17 protein-coding genes are annotated in these 18,985 nt (G+C 57.5%); 10 read left to right on the top strand and 7 right to left on the bottom strand.

Features of this window, described 5'->3' with window-relative positions; genetic code table 11:
• Positions 1–173 precede the first annotated feature (173 nt).
• Together AACR93_RS01300 and AACR93_RS01295 are read right to left on the bottom strand one after the other, a co-directional pair.
• The gene (locus AACR93_RS01300; RefSeq protein WP_042032055.1) at positions 174–608 is read right to left on the bottom strand and encodes a YcgN family cysteine cluster protein; all 435 of its coding nucleotides are present in this window, start codon (positions 606–608) and stop codon (positions 174–176) included.
• Between the two features lie 255 nt (positions 609–863).
• Entirely contained in the window at positions 864–1,343 is a 480-nt protein-coding gene (locus AACR93_RS01295; RefSeq protein WP_043852129.1) for a cell division inhibitor, read from the bottom strand.
• 230 nt (positions 1,344–1,573) lie between these two features.
• On the opposite strand from AACR93_RS01295, the gene AACR93_RS01290 reads away from it, so the two are divergent.
• Positions 1,574–1,771, top strand: a complete 198-nt coding sequence (locus AACR93_RS01290) for a DUF4250 domain-containing protein (protein ID WP_043852128.1) — start codon at positions 1,574–1,576, stop codon at positions 1,769–1,771.
• 377 nt (positions 1,772–2,148) lie between these two features.
• On the top strand, positions 2,149–4,623 hold the full coding sequence (locus tag AACR93_RS01285) for a glycogen/starch/alpha-glucan phosphorylase (protein WP_043852127.1): 2,475 nt from the start codon (positions 2,149–2,151) through the stop codon (positions 4,621–4,623).
• A 64-nt stretch (positions 4,624–4,687) separates the two neighbouring features.
• Here the strand turns inward: AACR93_RS01285 and AACR93_RS01280 are convergent, their stop codons facing one another.
• Positions 4,688–6,070 (bottom strand): SLC13 family permease, encoded by a 1,383-nt coding sequence (locus tag AACR93_RS01280; protein ID WP_043852126.1) that lies wholly within the window; start codon positions 6,068–6,070, stop codon positions 4,688–4,690.
• Between the two features lie 150 nt (positions 6,071–6,220).
• Positions 6,221–6,655: a thioredoxin TrxC gene (gene trxC / locus AACR93_RS01275; RefSeq protein WP_043852125.1), complete on the bottom strand. Its 435-nt coding sequence runs from the start codon at positions 6,653–6,655 to the stop codon at positions 6,221–6,223.
• Positions 6,656–6,808: 153 nt separating this feature from the next.
• On the opposite strand from trxC, the gene AACR93_RS01270 reads away from it, so the two are divergent.
• From AACR93_RS01270 to AACR93_RS01255, 4 genes are all read left to right on the top strand, one after another.
• Positions 6,809–9,613, top strand: a complete 2,805-nt coding sequence (locus AACR93_RS01270) for a hybrid sensor histidine kinase/response regulator (RefSeq protein WP_043852124.1) — start codon at positions 6,809–6,811, stop codon at positions 9,611–9,613.
• A 163-nt stretch (positions 9,614–9,776) separates the two neighbouring features.
• On the top strand, positions 9,777–11,513 hold the full coding sequence (locus AACR93_RS01265; protein ID WP_043852123.1) for an ABC transporter transmembrane domain-containing protein: 1,737 nt from the start codon (positions 9,777–9,779) through the stop codon (positions 11,511–11,513).
• Positions 11,510–13,261, top strand: coding sequence for an ABC transporter transmembrane domain-containing protein (locus AACR93_RS01260; RefSeq protein WP_043852122.1), 1,752 nt, complete (start codon positions 11,510–11,512; stop codon positions 13,259–13,261). The genes AACR93_RS01265 and AACR93_RS01260 overlap by 4 nt, the downstream gene beginning before the upstream one ends.
• A gap of 148 nt (positions 13,262–13,409) precedes the next feature.
• Positions 13,410–13,883, top strand: a complete 474-nt coding sequence (locus AACR93_RS01255; protein WP_041210317.1) for a DUF4442 domain-containing protein — start codon at positions 13,410–13,412, stop codon at positions 13,881–13,883.
• Positions 13,884–13,967: 84 nt separating this feature from the next.
• Here the strand turns inward: AACR93_RS01255 and ybcJ are convergent, their stop codons facing one another.
• Positions 13,968–14,201, bottom strand: coding sequence for a ribosome-associated protein YbcJ (ybcJ, locus tag AACR93_RS01250; protein ID WP_033116144.1), 234 nt, complete (start codon positions 14,199–14,201; stop codon positions 13,968–13,970).
• 256 nt (positions 14,202–14,457) lie between these two features.
• Between ybcJ and AACR93_RS01245 the strand changes: the two genes are divergently transcribed.
• From AACR93_RS01245 to pdxY, 3 genes are all read left to right on the top strand, one after another.
• Positions 14,458–15,021, top strand: a complete 564-nt coding sequence (locus AACR93_RS01245; protein ID WP_043852121.1) for a VC2662 family protein — start codon at positions 14,458–14,460, stop codon at positions 15,019–15,021.
• Between the two features lie 76 nt (positions 15,022–15,097).
• Positions 15,098–15,853, top strand: a complete 756-nt coding sequence (locus tag AACR93_RS01240; protein WP_043852120.1) for a DUF429 domain-containing protein — start codon at positions 15,098–15,100, stop codon at positions 15,851–15,853.
• Between the two features lie 164 nt (positions 15,854–16,017).
• Entirely contained in the window at positions 16,018–16,881 is an 864-nt protein-coding gene (gene pdxY, locus AACR93_RS01235; RefSeq protein WP_043852119.1) for a pyridoxal kinase PdxY, read from the top strand.
• Between the two features lie 108 nt (positions 16,882–16,989).
• On the opposite strand, the gene AACR93_RS01230 is transcribed toward pdxY, so the two are convergent.
• A complete protein-coding gene (locus AACR93_RS01230) occupies positions 16,990–18,108 on the bottom strand; it encodes a glycerol dehydrogenase (protein WP_043852118.1) in 1,119 nt (372 codons plus the stop codon).
• Between the two features lie 79 nt (positions 18,109–18,187).
• Here AACR93_RS01230 and AACR93_RS01225 point away from each other — a divergent pair, with 79 nt between their 5' ends.
• Positions 18,188–18,385 carry a hypothetical protein gene (locus AACR93_RS01225; RefSeq protein ID WP_156153054.1) on the top strand — a complete coding sequence of 66 codons (198 nt, stop codon included), beginning with the start codon at positions 18,188–18,190 and terminating at the stop codon, positions 18,383–18,385.
• Positions 18,386–18,406: 21 nt separating this feature from the next.
• Here the strand turns inward: AACR93_RS01225 and AACR93_RS01220 are convergent, their stop codons facing one another.
• Positions 18,407–18,913, bottom strand: coding sequence for a GNAT family N-acetyltransferase (locus AACR93_RS01220; protein ID WP_043852117.1), 507 nt, complete (start codon positions 18,911–18,913; stop codon positions 18,407–18,409).
• Positions 18,914–18,985: the final 72 nt, after the last annotated feature.

Here is an 18,985-nt window from a genome sequence, read left to right as displayed (position 1 = left end):
CCTCTGCCTCTGCCTCTGCTTGGCATGAGTCTGATTGTGAGGGGCGGGCATGTGCATCATGCCCGTCAAATCAACGTGAATACTCTACCCGGATGGGCAGCAAGTCTGGCAGAAACAACAAGGGCCGCACCATGTGCAGCCCTTGTTGTGTCAGATATTGCAGATTGAGCGCGTTAGCTGGCCCAGGTGATGATGTGGTCAATCCATTCACCCGCCTCATCTTCGTGGATCACCTTGCCACGTACGGATTGTCCCGCTTGATGCATGGCTGAACGACTACCGGTCAGCAGGGGATGCCACTCTGGCAAGGGGTGCCCTTCGGCAAGCAGGCGGTAAGCGCAAGTGGAGGGGAGCCAGTCATACTCGGCAATCTTGTCGTGGGTGATCTGCAGGCAATCCGGTTCTTTCTTGAAGCGGTTCATATAGTCGGAGCACTGGCAGGTTTTGGTATTGAGCAGGTTGCAGGCTACGTTGGTGAACACCAGCTCTTCGGTATCTTCATCGATCAGCTTGTTGAGGCAGCATTTGCCGCAACCATCGCAGAGGGATTCCCATTCGGATTCAGTCATCTGCTGCAGACTCTTGGTCTGCCAAAAGGGGGCTTGCATCATACCGCTCACTTAATACACCTGATAAAACGCGTGGTTATACCCCTTGTCCCCCGGCATTTCAAGATGAGCGTACCAATGGCGAGAAAATATGAGTGAACTCGATATATTGCCTGGAGCCATAAGATACCTGCGTCTGAGACTGGTTCATTGTACCGTCTGTTTTAACCATCTCTTTCCAGACTCTTTGAGTGCCTATCATCTTCACTCGAGTGGGGGTGAAAAAGGCGCGATCAAGAGGAGCTCGACCCTGGCTCAGTGATTGAGATAGATATCCTGTTCGCCATAACTCATTCGTTTACCGTTCACAGCAATACGTTCGGCGCCAAAGAAGCAGGCCAATATGCCTGACTGCTGGCCAAGACGCTGCAATCTGGCGTGATCCAGCTCGATCTGTTCGGGCAGCCAGGTAAAGACCGCTGCACAATGCCCCTGACAAAGGCTGCGCTCTAGTGTCTGTTGCCAGTTCTTGATCTTCGGGCTGTGTACGATCAGCACCCGTTTCGGGTCTATGCCACGCTCTTGCAAGCGGTTGGCTGCAGGGCGGCCGGGTGGGGCGATCAACAGGATCCATCCGGTATGGTTGTTACCGATGCGGGTCAATTCATCCAGAAACTGTTCATCGGAGTTAATACGCACGCTGGCCGTACCCGCTTTGCAGAGGATCCTTGTTGGCCATGGACGGCTGATGGTGCTGCTCATTGCGACATAGGGAGAGTGCAGAGTCTGGTTCATATCCATTATCCTGTATGAAAATACAAGCTGTATGCACATACAGTAGTTATGTTCTAGGTACCTGACAAGCTGTTTTTAAAGAAATATGTGATCTCTACGATGCAAATATTCAGTAAGTAATTGATTTTAAATATGTTGATGATCTATTGAATGGTGGTGTTTTTTTGTTCTATGGACAAACGCTGGTGTACCACCCATGGTTATACAGGTCGTCAAGAGGAGGATCCGAGATGGATATCAGCACGTTGCAGCGTCTGGATGCCAACATTTTGCTGGGCATCATCAATGAGAAATTGCGGCTTGAATGTGATGGGCTGGAGGAGTTGCTGGCCTATTACGACATGAGTGAGGAGCAGCTGGCGGTGCGGTTGGGCCAGATTGGATATCACTATGATCCTTTGAGCAATCAGTTCAAGGCACACACCTGATGGTGCAATGCAGGTTTCATATTTGCCCTGTAGCATATATCGGCGCATTGAAATCGCTTTCAATGCGCCGTTTCAGTGCCTATTTTCAAGGATTTTCAAAGCCTGGCAATCGTTGAAAACCTATTCACGTTATTTTATTTTAACTTTAAACATAACCTATTGATAAAGGTGGTTATTTTTTATGAATGGCAACGAGTCAAAGGAAAGGGTTTTCACGCTTTTGGGGCGGTTTTCATCGGTTAAAGTGTGACTTGCGTTAACTTTTAATTGTGCGGCTTTCGTTAGTATTCTCACGCCGGTACATATTTTGAGATAACAACAGCGCCGGTCCCGATCCTCGGGATAACAATTTTATTTGTAACGAAGGAATATGGTTTATGGCTACCAAGAAGAAGACAGACCAGGATCTCCAACTGGATAAAGATCAGCTCAAGGCGAGTATCGTGCGTCACCTGCGTTCTACCTTGGGAACAAGCGAACAGAAAGCCTCTCACGATGCATGGTGGAAAGCCACCGCAGCGGCGGTCAACGAACAGGTTTACGAGCGCCTGACCCGCACTCAGCAGACTCACTTCAAGAAAGATACTCGTGCTATTCACTATCTCTCTGCTGAATTCCTGATGGGGCGTCTGACCTCCAACAACCTGCACAACCTCTCTCTTTACAAGATTTGTGAAGAGGCGCTGAGCGAACTCGGTCTGGATCTGACCGACTTGTGTGAACAAGAGCCCGATATGGCGCTCGGCAATGGTGGCTTGGGTCGTCTGGCTGCCTGCTTCATCGACTCGCTGGCAACCCTGAACTACCCGGCAGTGGGCTACGGTATCCACTACGAACACGGTCTGTTCCGTCAGGAGATCCAGGATGGCCGCCAGATTGAGCGTCCGGACTCCTGGCGTGAATATGGCAACCCTTGGGAGATCTGCCGTCCGGAGTCGGTACAGGAAGTCCCCCTCTATGGCTATGTCGAGACCGTCTTCGGTGATAACGGCGGTTTGAAGAAGGTGTGGCACGCGGGTCGCAAGATCAAAGGGGTGCCTTGGGATATCCCGGTAGTCGGTTTTGGCGGCAGTACCGTCAACATCCTGCGTCTGTGGGAATCCCGAGCCTCCGAGTTTTTTGACTGGGACGTGTTCAACGCCGGTGGTTACATTGACTCCCAGGCAGAGAAAGCACAGGCCGAAACCATCTCCAAGGTGCTCTATCCGAACGATGAGACCGATGCCGGTAAAGAGCTGCGTCTGATCCAGCAGTACTTTTTCTGCGCCTGCTCCATCAAGGAAATCATGCGCCGCTATAAGCGGGTGCATGAGAGCGACTTCAGCAATTTCGCGGCCCAGATCGCTATCCAGCTCAACGATACTCACCCCACTATCGCCATTCCCGAACTGATGCGAGTGCTGGTGGATGAAGAGGGGTTGGACTGGGCGGCCGCTTGGGAGATCAGCTATCAGGTATTCTCCTACACCAACCACACCCTGCTGCCGGAAGCGCTGGAGAAGTGGTCGGTCAGCCTGTTCGAGAAGGTGTTGCCACGCCATCTCGAGATCATTTATGAGATCAACGCCCGTTTCCTGAACGAGCTGGTCGAACCCAAGTGGCCCAGTAACGATGCCATCAAAGCCAAACTCTCCATCATCGAAGAGGGGAGTGTACGCAAGGTGCGCATGGGCAACCTCTGCGTCATCGGCTCTTCCAAAGTGAACGGCGTTGCGGAGATCCACTCCAAGCTGGTCAAGGAAGATCTCTTCCCCGAGTATGCCGAGCTGTGGCCGGAGAAAATGTGCAACGTGACCAACGGGGTGACGCCGCGTCGCTGGCTGCTGGCGTGCAACCCGGAACTGGCTGCACTCTATAACGAGGTGGTGGGCAAGGAGTGGCCGCTGCAGCTGGACAAGCTGCGTGGTGTCGTGAAGTTTGCCGACGACAAAGCGTTCCAGAAGCAGTTTATGACCATCAAGCGTCACAACAAAGAGAAGCTGGTCAAGGTCATCAAGGCGGAAACCGGTATCGATGTGAGCGCCGAGGCGATCTTCGACGTCCAGATCAAGCGTCTGCACGAGTACAAGCGTCAGCAGCTGAACCTTATCCACATCATGGCGCTCTACCGTCGTTTGCTGGCCAACCCGGACTATGACATGCATCCGCGCGTGTTCATTTTCGGCTCCAAAGCGGCGCCCGGTTACAAGCTGGCCAAAGATATCATCTATGCTATCAACAAGTTGGCGGATCGGGTCAACAATGACGCCCGTATTCAGGGCAAGCTGAAAGTGGTGTTCATGCCGAACTACCGCGTGAGTCTGGCCGAGAAGCTGATCCCGGCAGCTGACGTCTCCGAGCAGATCTCCACTGCAGGCTATGAAGCGTCCGGTACCGGCAACATGAAGATGGCCCTCAACGGTGCCATCACCATCGGTACGCTGGACGGCGCCAACATCGAGATCGCGGAAGAGGCCGGTGCTGAAAACTGCGCCATCTTCGGTCTGAACGTGGATGAGGTGAAGGCCCTGAAAGGCCGCGGTTACAACCCGTATGACTTCTACTATGCGAACTCAGAGCTGAAGGCTGTGCTGGATTGGTTTGATACCGACTACTTCACTCCGGGGCGTCCGGGTGAGCTGGCCTCCATCAAGCGCTCCTTGCTGGAAGGGGGTGATCCTTACCTGACACTGGCGGACTTCCAGTCCTACTCCGATGCGCACAAGCTGATCGATACCTGGTATCGCGATCCGGCGCTGTGGGCGAAGAAGGCCATCATCAACTCGGCCACCATGGGCAAGTTCAACTCCGACCGCTCTATTCAGGACTATGTAGAGCGGATCTGGAACCTGAAACGCTGCTCCGTCAACTAACGGTTCACGGCAATAAAAAACCCCCGCAATGCGGGGGTTTTGTTTATCCGGGGGTTAGTGGATATCAGAGGATATCGCCGACAAAGAAGGCCAGCATAGCCAGCAGCACAGTGAAGACCAGATTCAATGACATACCGGCTTTCATCATCTCTTGCTGGCGGATATGGCCGCTGGCAAAGACGATGGCATTGGGCGGCGTTGCGACTGGCAGCATAAAGGCGCAAGAGGCACCGATAGCGATGAGAACCGCCATGACGACGGGAGAGACGCCCAGCGCTTCAGCCACACTGGCAAAGAGCGGGATCAGCAGCGCCGCGGTCGCGGTATTGGAGACCAGCTCGGTCAGGAAGACCACGAAAGCGGCGAGCAGCAGCAGGATCACGAAAATGTTGGCATGAGAGAGGACTGCCGACAGATGTTCCGCCAGAAAGGCGCTGGTACCGGTGGCCTTGAGGATGGCGCTCAGGGTCAGGCCGCCGCCAAACAGCATCAACACGCCCCAGTCGGTGTTCTTGTTCACGTCATCCCAGCTGGCGACGCGGCTCACTACGATGGCAACGATGGCCCCCATGGCGATCAGGGTATCGAGTTGAGGTATCCCGCCAAAGGCGTTGGAGATAGGTTGCGAACCGATCCACAGCACCACAGTGGTCAGGAAGATAGCAAGGGTAACTTTGCGCTCGCGGGTCCAGTTGATGGTGACATCCTGTAGTTCAACCTTGTGGTTGAGCTGCGGGCGAGTGACCAGATAGAGCAGGGCAATGCCGCAAGGCATCAGGATAAGGACGACCGGGATCCCGAACTTCATCCAGTCGGTGAAGCCGATCCCCATCTGGGCTGCTGCAATCGCGTTGGGTGGGCTGCCCACCAGGGTGCCGATACCGCCGATGCTGGCGCTATAGGCGATACCAAGCAGGACGAACACGAAGGTGGCACGATTTTTCTTGCTATCAAGGCGGGTCAGCATGCCGATCGCCAGTGGCAGCATCATAGCGGTGGTGGCGGTGTTGCTGATCCACATGGACATGGCGGCGGTAATGGTGAAGAGCAAAATGACGCCCCAGCCAAGGTGCCCGTTGGCCAGATGCATCACCTTGCCAGCCATCAGGGTGTCCAGTCCCTGTTTGGAGAGGGCGGCAGCCAGTGCGAAGCCACCGAAAAAGAGGAATAGGATCGGGTTGGCGAAGTCGGTGAGTGACTTGCTCATGTCAAAGACCCCGAGCACGGTTGCGAGCAAGGGCACCAGCAGTGCGGTGATGGTGACATGGAGAGCTTCAGTCAGCCAGAGGATGGCGATGAAGACCAGAATGCCCAGCCCCTTGTTGACCATGGGTTCAAACGGTAGCCAGGCGAGCATGGCGCAGAGCAGCAGGACATCCAGGATAACTATCCCTGATTTGACATCCAGCCAGCGAGATGAGGCTGAGGGTACAGCAGATGTGTGCATAATGTTCTCTCGGTTAATTTATGGTTGTTTTTGTGTTGCCGAGACTACATCTCTTCACCTGGATGAAACAGGCCTGTGTGCCGAAAATCAGTCACTACTCACAGAGTGATTGATTAATCGGCGCGAAATTAAACATGTGCGCAACATCCATCAAACGTTGACGAATTGCTCCAGCCACTGTTTGAACATGCTCTTGGGCAGTGAACCGTTGACTTGAGCCACCATCTTGCCCTGTTTGAAAACCATTAGCGTAGGGATACTGCGAATGGCGTAGCGTGCAGCGATGCTGGCTTGCTGCTCGGTATCTACTTTGACAAAGCGCATTTGTGGTTCCATTTCGTGAGCCACTTCGTGAAACACGGGGGCAAATTGTTGGCAAGGGCCGCACCAGCTGGCCCAGAAATCGACGACAACCGGAATGTCGGAGCTGATGAGAGTATCGAACTGGTTGTCACGACCGAGTGTTGGTGTCTGGCCAAAAAGCGCGGCTTTGCAGTGGCCGCACTTGGCTGAATGGTCGATATGGTCCAGAGGCAGGCGGTTTCTGGTAAAGCAGTGGCTACAATAAGTAGTGACAAATGACATAATTGGCTCCTGTAGATGTATTCTGATGGGGAGATTTGCTGCCCAATCAGCGCCGCGCCACGGTAACACAATGGCCGGCAGGAGTGGATCATGCTCCCGGGGTTCATTACCCTGCAGGATAATTCAGCGACCACAGTTGAGAGTCGAGACGGGATGAACAAAGGATCACGGAAAAACCGTGTGCTGCTTGGGCTGGTTGTGGCCTTGCTGCTCGCGTTTTCGGGATACTGCTGGCAGTTGCTCAGTCAGCAGCAGCAAGCTGAGGATATGAGTACCGCGGCAGAGGTTGTGCTGAACCGGATTAATTCGGACACCGTCTATCTGCTTGGACGGGAGCAGGCCAATGACACCAACGTCCAGCAGCGCCTCAGCCAGTTATCTGCAAATCTGGATAGCTTTGTGCGCATGGTTCGCAGTGATCCACTGCTTATCTCTTTTCCCCTTTCCCAGACTCTGTTGCAGGATATGGACTCCTATCTGATGGAGCTGGCCCAACTTCATGCCATGGAGATGGCGATAGAGTACATTCAGCAGCCATTCCAGCTGCAACTGCACAAGGTACTGGCACTGCCACAGGCAGACGACACCTTGCAGAGCAATCTCAAGGAGCTGGCACAGTTGGGGTCATTCCTGCAAAAAAGCTGGAGTAAAGAGGAGCAGGAGCAGCTGACCCTGCTGCAGCAACAATTGACAACCCGCTATCGCGATCAGCCAGACGTTATAGCTCTGGTTCAGTTGAGTGCGGATCTGAGCCGCCAGGTGGTTGCGTATCACACACTGCGTAACAGGCTGATCGACATGCATGTGGTTGATACTCTGGTGCGCTGGAAGCTCGATCGGCTTGAGTGTGCCGCCAAACTGATGAACCGCTTCTATCTGATGGTGCTCGGGGGGGCTTTGATTTGCTTTGGTCTGGTGGCCTATACGCTGTGGCGGAGAAATCAGAAGCTGAGTGAGCTTTCTCACCAGACCGGTCTGCTGGCGCAGGCCAAAAGCGATTTTCTGGCCAACATGAGCCACGAGATCCGCACGCCCATGAATGCCATCATCGGTTTCAGTTCGCTGGCCCTGCAAACCGAGCTGGATCAACAGCAAAGGGACTACCTTGGCAAGATCAAATCCTCTTCCGATACCTTGTTGCTGCTGATCAACGACATCCTCGATTTGACCAAGGTGGAATCAGGCAAACTGACGCTGGAAGAGATCGATTTCGATCTCAGCGAGCAGCTGGATTCGCTGGCGGGCATGTTTGCCGATCTGGCTGAACGCAAACATGTCGAGGTGATCATCTGCAAATCTTCCGATGTTCCGGTTTTCCTGCGTGGTGATCCCCTGCGTCTGGGGCAGGTGTTGGTCAATCTGGTCAATAACGCCATCAAGTTTACCGAACGTGGTGAGGTGGAAGTGTCGATTAGTTTGGCCAGCGCGCATCCCATGCGGATCCGCTTCAGTATCCGTGATACCGGTATCGGGATTGCGGAGGATAAGCAGGCTAATCTGTTTCAGGCGTTTACCCAGATTGATGCCAGCAATACCAGAAAATATGGCGGTTCCGGCCTTGGCCTAAATATCTCCCAGCGCCTGGTGGAACTGATGGGTGGGCGGATCTCGGTGCAGAGCAAACCCGGGGTCGGCTCGCTGTTCCAGTTTGATGTTCCCATGACTCAGGCTGTTTATGGCGTGGCTGGCCGTAAAGTGTTCTTCGAACATCAACCGCTGGTGCTGGTGATGGATGACAACGAGCTGGTGCTGGATCTGGCCAAAGATATCCTGACCCGCGCCGGTGTCAGAGTGCTTGCTGTCAATTCGCTTTCCCGTGCCCGTCAGGTGTTGCGGGAAGAGGGGCAGAGCCTGAAGCTGGCTATTCTCGACTGGCGGATGGGGCAGGAGGATGGGCTGGATCTGGCCCTCGAGATGTATCAGCACAGCCAGTGGCGCCGGATCCCCATTCTGATGATCAGTGCCTGGTCCAGAGATGGTCTGCACGGCAAGATGGAAAGCATCGGGCTGACCCATTTCCTGCCCAAGCCGATGACTGAAAACTCCCTGCTGGCCAAGGTGGATGAGCTGCTCAATGGCAGCTCTTATGAACACCACTTGCGACAGGCGGAAGCGCAAGGCGATCAGCAGCATTTCAAATCTCTGCTGCAGGGAACCCGGGTGTTGCTTGCCGAAGACAACCGGGTTAACCAGCAACTCATTATCGAATATCTGCGCCGGGTGGATGCTGTCGTGACCGTGGTCAACAATGGCCGCGAAGCTGTAGAGCGCGTTGCCGAGCAGCCGTTTGATGTCATCCTGATGGATCTGCAGATGCCGGTGCTCGATGGCCTCGATGCTACCCGCCAGATTCGCAAGATGGTCGACAAGCACGACGTCCCTATCATTGCGCTGACCGCCAGTGCCATGCCGGGCGACAAGGAGCGTTGTCTGGGGGTCGGGATGAATGGCTATGTCACCAAACCGGTCAGCAAGCTCGATCTTTACAACAACCTGCTGCAGTGGGTAAAACCACAAGAGCTGGAGCAGAGCGGTATGCTGGAGGTGAAACCGCCCGACATGATGGGGGTGCTAGACCTGCAGGATGCGCTCAAGCGGCTGGAACAGGACAAGGAGGCGCTGCAGATCCTCTTCAAGCTCTTCATGTCGGAGCACAAGGATGATCTATGGGAGATCCGCTCGGCCTTGCGCCGTCAGCAGCCGGATGTTGCCTGTAAATTGCTGCACACCCTCAAGGGGGTGTCGGCCAATATCTCCGCAGCCCGTTTGCAGGTGGTCGCCGGGGAGTTGGAGTGGCGGTTGCGGCAAAATGAGGTGCTGAGCGAAGCAGATCTTGAGCAACTGCAACAGGTATTCAGCCAGACCAGAGAGGAGGTATCCCACTTTCTTCTGACCGGTGAGCAGCATGAAAATACGTATAATCCCTATGCAACAGGTGATGATCGCCCCTCTCAGTGAATTAAATAGTAATTATTCTCATACCCCTTGGTTCGGGATATGATGACCCTTCGATTCAAATCGCCTCCAGCCGGAGGCGATTGTTTTCATTTCTGATGTCGACCCGTGAGAATGCTGTCTGCATCTGTGTGTTATGGCAGTTAAAAGGGCAAAGGTTGGTGGTGTGAGCGTATTTATACGATTGAGCTGGTTTTTCAGGGAGCAGTGGCGGCGGTATCTGATTGCCATCTCTCTGCTGATGGTGGTGGCCTTGTTGACCGTCATTCCGCCCAAAGTGGTCGGCTGGGTGGTGGACGGCATTACCAGGGGATCCCTCGATAGCGCAACGCTGACGGGCTATCTGGCCGGCCTGTTTGGCCTCGGTTTACTCATCTACATGCTGCGTTATGCCTGGCGAGTCATGCTGTTTGGCGCCTCGTACCGGCTAGCCTTTGTGCTGCGCAACCGTCTGTTCAGCCACTTCACCCGGATGAGCCCCGATTTCTACCAGCGCCACCGTACCGGCGATCTGATGGCCCACGCTACCAACGATATTCAGGCGGTGGAGATGACCGCCGGGGAAGGGGTCTTGACCCTGGTGGACTCCATCATGGTCGGGGTGCTGGTGCTCTCCATCATGTGCAGCCAGTACTCCTGGCAACTGACTCTGCTCTCCCTGTTGCCACTGCCGGTGATGGCTTTTTTCATGAACCGCTTTGGCAAGCAGATCTACAAGCAGTTCAAATCAGCGCAGGGGGCCTTTTCCAAACTCAACAACAAAACCCAGGAGGCGCTCTCCGGTGTGCGAGTGCTCAAGTCCTACGCCGTTGAATCCCTAGAAGATCAAGGTTTTGCCGAACTGACCCGGCAGGCCGGGGAACGCAACATGGCTGTGGCTCGCATCGATGCCAAGTTCGATCCCGTCATCTATCTCTGCATCGGTTGCTCCTATTTTCTGGCGGTAGCGGGTGGCAGTGCACTGGTACTCCGTGACGAGCTGACCCTGGGGGAGCTCACCAGCTTCACCATGTACCTCGGCCAGCTGATCTGGCCCATGTTCGCCATCGCCTGGCTGTTCAACATCATAGAGCGGGGCAGCGCCGCCTATTCGCGAATTGAAAGTCTGCTCGGCGAGCGCAGCGATATCGAAGAGCCGGCTCACCCGCTTGCGTTGGTCTCGCCCTTCCCGTTGCAAGCCCGCGATGTGGGGTACCAGCTTGAGCAGCGTACCCTGTTGCAGAGTGTGGATTTCACCCTGCAAGCTGGCGGTATGCTGGGGATTGTCGGGCGTACCGGTGCTGGTAAAAGTTCCCTGCTCAAACTGCTGATGCGGCTGGCCAATCCCACTGCGGGAGAGATCTGCATGGGGGATATTCCCATCTCGCAACTTGCGCTGGGTGAGCTGCGCAGCCAGTTTGCCTATGTGCCGCAGGAGCCATTTCTGTTTTCCACCACCATCGCTGCCAACATCGCCCTTGGTCGGCCTGATGCCAGCCGCGAGGAGGTCGAGCGGGTGGCGCGGATCGCCTGTGTCCATGACGACATCAGCCGTTTCCCCAAAGGCTACGAGACCGAAGTGGGGGAGAAGGGGGTGACCCTCTCTGGCGGCCAGAAGCAGCGGCTCGCCATCGCCCGTGCTCTGCTGCTGGAGGCGCCCATTCTGGTGCTCGATGATGCGCTCTCGGCAGTGGATGCCCACACCGAGCAGCAGATCCTGCACGCACTCAAGGCGCACAAGCGCACCCTCATTCTGGTCAGCCACCGGATGACGGCGGTGGAGCAGGCCGATGAAATTCTGGTACTGGAGCAGGGGGCAGTCAGTGAGCGTGGCCGCCACGGCGCCCTGATGGCTCACAACGGCTGGTATGCAGATATGGTGCGTTACCAGCGTCTCGAAGAAGCAGTGGAGGAGAGCCTGTGAACCCGACCATCAAACGGCTGCTCGCCTATTGTGCCCGTTATCCGCGCTGGCTGATCCAGGCTGGCCTCTGCTTGCTGTTGGCAACTGGTGCCGAAGTGGCTGGCCCCCTGCTCATCAAACTGTTCATCGATGACTATCTGACACCGCGCCAGCTGGTGTGGCCCGCCATTGCGGCCATTGCGGCCGGCTATCTCGGTTTGCAGGTGCTCTCTGCCGCGGGTTTCTACCTGCAATCCCTGCGCTTTAACCGCATCGCCCAGGCGGTAGTGCAAACCTTGCGCGAACAGGTATTTGCCACCGCGATCCGGTTGCCGGCCCGCTACTTTGACCAGCATCGCTCCGGCTCGCTGATTTCCCGTATCACCAACGACACCGAGGCGATCATGAACCTCTACGTGCAGGTGATTGGGCTGCTGGTGCAGAAGGTGGTGCTCTTGTGCGGCATTCTCATTTCCATGGCGCTGTTGGATCTGCGGCTGATGCTGGTGTGTGCCTGCCTGCTGCCGGCGGTGGGCGGAGTGATGTGGCTTTACCAGAAACTGAGCGTGCCCGTGGTACGGGCGACCCGCAGCCTGCTCTCCGACATCAACAGCCGTCTCAACGAGTCGCTACAGGGGATGCCGGTCATTCAGGCCATGGTGCAGGAGCGCCATTTTGCCAACGCCTTTGCCGAGGTGAACCAGCAGCACTGGGCGGCGCGCCTCAAGAGTCTCAAGATCAACGGCATCCTGCTGCGCCCGCTTATCGATCTCTTCTACATGATGGTGCTGATCGGCCTGCTGGCGCTGTTTGCCCACGAGGGGCTGAGTAGCGCGGGTGCCATTCAGGTGGGGGTGCTCTACGCCTTTATCAGCTATCTGGGGCGGATGATTGAGCCGCTTATCGAGATGACCAACCAGCTCAACCAGCTGCAGCAGGCGATGGTGGCGGGGGAGCGGGTCTTTGCCCTGCTCGATGAAACCCGCGAGAGCACCGACGGTGAGCTGCGCCCGCTGGAAGGAAGGGTCAGTTTCGAGCGGGTGGGATTCTCCTACGATGGCGAGCAGCAGGTGCTGTGCGACATAAGCTTTACCGCCACACCGGGCCAGATGCTGGCGCTGGTGGGCCACACCGGCAGTGGCAAGTCCACCATTATCAGCTTGCTGATGGGCTTCTATCCGCTGGATCAGGGGCAGATCCGCTTCGATGATCACCCGATGGCGAGACTGTCGCTCTCGGCGGTGCGCCGCAGCATCGGGCTGGTACAGCAAGATCCCTTTATCTTCGTCGGTACCCTGGCCGAGAACCTGCGGCTCGGTCGGGCCGGCATCGACGAGGCGCGGCTGTGGCAGGCGCTGACCGAGGTGCAGCTGGCCGAGTTTGTGCGCAGCCTGCCGGATGGCTTGAACACCCTGATGGAGGAGGGGGGCAAGAACCTCTCCGCCGGCCAGCGCCAGCTGCTCTCCTTTGCCCGCGCGCTGGTGGGAGATCCGCGCATCCTCATTCTGGACGAGGCGACCGCCAGCGTGGACTCCCAGACCGAGCTGGCCCTCTCTTCGGCGCTGGCTGCGGCGCGCCGCGGTCGCACCACCATCGCCATCGCCCACCGCCTCTCGACCATCGTCGATGCGGACGAGATCCTGCTGCTCTCTCGCGGTCAGGTGAACGAGCGGGGCAGCCATGGCGAGCTGATGGCCCTCGGCGGCCATTATGCCCAGCTGTTCGATATGCAGAGTCAGGGGGCCTGGCTCGAAGAGAAGCGGGCCTGATCGACCGGCAAATGCAAAAAGAGGGAACCGTTGTGGTTCCCTCTTTTTTTGGGCAATGAAATAGCGGCAAGCGTGATCCGCGTCCTTGTCCAATGATGGTCATGCTGGCAACATGTTGTTTACATCAACTCATCGGATCAGTTCGCATATGGATTTGCAACGTTTGAAGGCCAATCTGGCGCTGCGGCTCTTTGCCTGGCGTTACATTCCCGTCATCGGTTTTTGTGCCCCGATCATCGAAGAGATGAACGCCAAGGCGCTGCGCATTCGCATTCCTCTTGGCTGGCGTACCCGCAACCATCTGGGCAGCATGTATTTTGGCGCGCTGGCCACCGGCGCCGATCTGGTGGGCGGTCTGCTGGTGATGGAGAAGGGGCGACAGCGGCGCAAGAAGGTACACTTCGCCTTCAAGGATGTGCAGGGGGAGTTTTTGAAACGGCCCGAGGGGGATGTGCAGTTTGACTGCGCAGCGGGGGAGGAGATAGACGCCATGATCGATGAATCGCTCGCCACTGGGCAGCGCATCAATCGCCCCATCCAGGTGGTGGCCACCTGTCCCTCTCTAAACGGGGATGAGGCGATGGCGCGCTTCGTATTGACCCTCTCGATCAAGGCCAGCTGACGCGCTCAAGAGATACGCCCGTACAGGCAGCTCAAACGCTCCGCCAGCAGATCTGGCGGAGCGGTGGCAATCAGCCGTGACCGATCACTCGATCTCCGGGCTCATCCCCTCTTTGACCACGACCTTCATGCCGTTGAAGTTGACCACCTGCTCGGCCACGATCTTGCAGCGCTTGCGGGTCTCTACCTGACCGTCCACTTCGACCAGCCCTTCGGCGACGAGCGCCTTGGCCGCGCCGCCACAATCGGCCCAACCCTGATGCTTGATAAGGTCACACAAGGCAACGAAGGGGTGACCTTCGAGCAGAAACGTCTCCATGGGAATTCCTCTAACTGGATGAATGCCGGACGTGGCAGGGCGGCTATTTTAGGCAGTTCACCCCGGCAAGGAAAGGGAAGGGGGCCGATGGCCGTGAAAAATGGCCGGACACAAGCGGCCTTTTTGCGTGCCACCCCGCATTTGGCGGCTGGCTGGGACGCCTGATGACGCAGCGCGTCCCTCGCGCTGTCCCCTCGGTACCTCCCGGCTGTTAGCATGCTCCTTTTCCTGCTGATGCAACTGCAAGGAGCTTCCCATGACACTCTCCCGACTGCTGCTGGCCTGCGGCGCTCTCACGCTGTGCGGCGTAGCGCAAGCCAGTACGCCGGTACAGTTTTCCCTGCCCGGGGTCAATCTGCCCGCCTCCCATCAGGTGGAAGGGGCGCGCGCCTCTCTGCTTTACGGTCGTACCGATCAGGTGAAGGGGATCGATCTGCCGGTGTTTGCCCTCTCCGATGTGGATCGGTTCAGTGGCCTGCAGCTCGGGATCTTTCTCGGTGCCGGCCGGGTGCGCCACCAGTTTGGCGGGGTGGCCATCAATGCCGTCAACTGGCATGAGGGGCAGGATACCGGCGTCAATCTCGGGCTGGTCAACCTGACCAATAACGTACAGGGGCTCAACTGGGGGGCGGTCAATATCGCCAAAGGCAATGCGCTGGCCAACGTCGGGCTGGTCAACTATGCCGAGCGCACCACCTTCCAGATCGGTTTTATCAATGCCACCAAACACCTCGACGGCTTGCAGATCGGGTTGGCCAACTACGCCGCCAACGGCGTTTTCCCCATTTTGCCGCTGGCGAACTTCCAGAAATCGTTCTGAGTGGGCGGTTCGCTTTGCGTTAAGCCCGCAGGCTGATTACCCTGTGCCCCTTCTATCCGTGACACAGAGGTAACAGATGACGGCAGGGCTGATGAGTGCAATCGGAATTGGTTGGGATGTGCGGGGCTGGCAGGGCAGCGCCCAGGCGGTGGCCGTGGTGGGCTGGCAGGCCGACTCCAACCGTCTGCACTGGCTCGGGGTCTCGCCGTTGTTTCGCCTGAGTTCACGGGTTGCGCCGGATCTGGCCGCCTTGCTGCGTCCGGCCCTGCAGGACGGAGCCTTGCTTGCGCAGGTCGCGGCCTGCCCGCAACTGGCGCTCGGTATCGATGCGCCGCTCGCCTTTCCCCGCGCCTTGCGCGACCTGCTTAACGGCCGGCCGCTCTCCTGCGCCGTGCCCGAGCGGGAGATCGACAACCCCTACGCCTATCGCGACTGCGAGCGCTGGTTGTATCAGCAATATGGCAAGAAGCCGCTGTCGGCCACCTTCGACCGGCTCGGCAATAACGCCACCCTGGCGCTCTCCATGCTGCCCAATCTGGCTGATCTGCAACTGGTGCCGACCGTCGCCCCGCAGGCCAGTCGCGCCGTGCTGGAGGTCTATCCGGCGCTGGCCAAGGTCGCGGGCAAGGCATCCCCTGCCAGACCCGAGCTGGCGGCGCTGCTGCCTGCCGATGTGGTGCCGGATACGGATCGCTACGATGCGGCGCTGTGCGCCCTGATGGCGCTGCAATATGCCGCTGGCGGTCGGGTCGCCCGGCTGCCCGCCCTGTTGACTCCGCCAGCCGGGATGGCGCTGGATGAGGGGTGGGTCTACCACTTCGCCCGTCCATAGCGAGCAGAAAAAACGAACGCAAAGCAGTGCCGAATGGCATGGCTTCAGGCCAAAAGCCTGCGTTTAATCAGGAAAATGCCGGTTCGTGCCGTGACAGGGTGGCAATCCAATATCTTCATCCGATATATTGCCCCCTTTGCTGATCCTTTGTTGTGGTGATCCCGATGAAATCCGTTATCTCTATTCAGTCCCACGTGGTGTTCGGCTGTGCCGGCAACAGCGCCGCCGTTTTCCCCATGCGCCGTCTGGGTGTCGACGTGTGGCCTGTCAATACGGTGCAGTTTTCCAACCATACCCAGTACGCACAGGGCTGGCAGGGGATGGCGATGCCGGCGGGACACATCAGCGCGCTGGCCGAAGGGCTGGGCAATATCGGGGTGCTGGGCCAGTGTGATGCGGTACTGAGCGGCTACCTGGGTTCAGCCGAGCAGGGTGACGAGATCCTCAAGGTGGTCAACGCCGTCAAGGCGGCCAATCCCGATGCCATCTACTTCTGCGATCCTGTGATGGGCCATCCAGAGAAGGGGTGCATCGTCGCCCCCGGCGTCACCCGTTTTCTGACCGAGCAGGCACTGCCGGTGGCCGACATGATGGCCCCCAACCTGCTGGAGCTGGAGACCCTCTGCGATACCCATCTGGCGGATCTGGCGCAGACCCGCGCCGCCGCCCATCAGCTGCTGGCCCGTGGCGTCAAGCTGGTACTGGTCAAGCATCTGGGCCGCGCGGCGAAAGACCCGAGCCGCTTCGAGATGCTGCTGGCCACCCCGGATGGGGATTACCTGATTGCCCGCCCGCTCTATGACTTTGCTCGCCAGCCGGTCGGAGTCGGCGATCTTATCAGTGCCCTGATGCTGGCCAACCTGCTGACCGGGCACGATGCGGTGAGCGCCTTTGAGCGCACCAATGCGGCGGTGGACGCCGTGCTGCAAGAGACCTGGCGCCAGCAGGCCTACGAGCTGCAACTCATCGCCGCGCAAGAGGCCTTTGCCCTGCCAGAGGTTGACGTGCGGGCGGTGAAACTACCCTGAGTCAGCGCAGACGTTCGTCTATCCCGACAAGAGATGGATTGCAGATGAAAAAGGCTTGCCAATGGGCAAGCCTTTTTGCTGTTTGCCGCATTGGGTGCGGCAAATCAATCAGGCGCGGGGATGACGGAGGCGATAACGCTCTGCCATGGCATTGGCCGCTACCATGGCGGCGTAGACATCCTGTTCACTGACTGTCATCGGCATGTTACCCATGGTATCGAGGGGATCGCAGGCCAGCTGCGCCACCTTGTGCCACTCGCTTTCATCAAAGTGGGTGAGCCCAAGCTCTTGCAGCGTCATCGGCAGGCCTGCGCAGTCGATAATGCGCAATACCTCATCAAGTTCATGTTGCGGGGCGCGCTCAAGCACCAGCTGGGTCAGCAGGCCGAAGACCACCTTCTCGCCATGCTGGGCACGATGGAGCTCAGCGATCAGTGACATGCCATTGTTGACGGCATGGGCAGCGGCCAGCCCGCCGGCTTCTGCGCCGACCCCGCTGAGGTAGATGGTGGCTTCGATGACCTGCTCCAGCGCCGGAGTGGAGACATGGTGGCGTATCGCATCCATGGCCAGCTCGATGTTTTCCCCCAGCAGCTCATAACAGAGCTTTGCCAGACCCAACCCGGTACGTGAAGGACGCTTGCCAACCAGATTGAGCCCGTCGGCCCGATAGCAGGCGCGCGCTTCGAAATAGGTGGCCAGGGCATCGCCGACACCTGCGGAAAAGAAGCGGGGAGGGGCGGCAGCAATGAGGGCGGTGTCAGCCAGCACCACGTCCGGATTTTGCGGCAGGAACAGATAGCGCTCAAATTCGCCCGCCTGGTTGTAGATGACAGCCAATGCCGTACAGGGGGCATCTGTGGAGGCAATCGTCGGGAACAACACAACCGGACGACGCAGATAGAAGGCCACGGCCTTGGCGACATCCAGCGTCTTGCCGCCGCCGATCCCGACAATCACGTTCGCGCCATATTGCTCGGCAAGGTGGGTCAGACGCTGGATCTCCTGTTCGGTGCATTCGTAGCGAAACTTGTCGACCACTCCACTGAGGCCTGCCTGCAGGATCCCCGCCAGGGCCTCCTCTTGCACCCGCTCAAGAATGAACTCGTCGCTGATGAGCAGCGCATTGTCACCAAAATCTTTAACGTGCTCATGGAGTTGTGGGAGAAGGTGTTGGCCGATGATGAACTTTTTGGGGGAGGTGACAGTACGGGGCAAAGTAGGCATCCATTATTCCTCAAGGCAGTGAACAACATAGATTTGATTATCAAATGGGTCTCACACGATACGCCTGCTGAAGCAAGAGATGAACAAGAAATGGGGCTCGTATTATTCCTTAATTAATCAATTTATTGGTTTTGTTGTATTTTGGCGCGAGCGACGGCGGGGGGTGAGGGGGGCTGGGTCAATGGCTGTTCCGTTGCTGTCTGTCGCAAGCCTATTGCTGCAACAAAAAGTCACGCTGCCACAAGCAGGGCCGGTCAGTTCGGCCCTGCTGTTTTGATAAGAGAAGCGGGGGGAGTATTCAGAGCATCTTGTAGAAGATAACCGTCGCCGCCAGCTTGCCGTCGGCACCGAGGGCAAAATGGGGGATCTGGCCAGCCTCCTGATAGCCGAGTTGACGATAGAGGTGCGAGGCCACGTCACCGGCGTGAGTATCCAGCACCAGCAGCGAACGACCTGCGGCATGGGCGCCTTGCTCCATCGCCTGGATCAACGCACGGCCAATACCTTTGCCTCTCGCCGCTTGCAGTACCATCAGTTTTTCCACCTCGGCCCGGTGGCGGCCATTGGCCTTGCCACAGAGTGAGAGCTGCACGGCGCCCACAACGGCTTGCTGCTCAAGGGCAAGCCACAGTTTTCGGCCCCCTGATGCCAGCTCTGCCGCCACCTCTTGCCAGTATTTAGCCCCATCCTCAACACGGAGGGGCGGTACAAAACCGACCGAGGCACCGCTGTCGACACAATCCTGCAGCAGGGCGATGAGGGCGGGCAGCTGCTCCTCGATAGCGGGTACGTCAATAATCTCCATCCGACATCCTTTTCGTTGTGTGAGCGGCATCCTGTCTGCGGTTCAGCCACAGTGTGATCTGGCCGTGATGCA

The sequence above is a fragment of the Aeromonas sp. L_1B5_3 genome (assembly GCF_963866575.1).
Taxonomy (GTDB): domain Bacteria; phylum Pseudomonadota; class Gammaproteobacteria; order Enterobacterales; family Aeromonadaceae; genus Aeromonas; species Aeromonas jandaei.
This window is presented reverse-complemented; position numbering and strand designations above follow the sequence as displayed.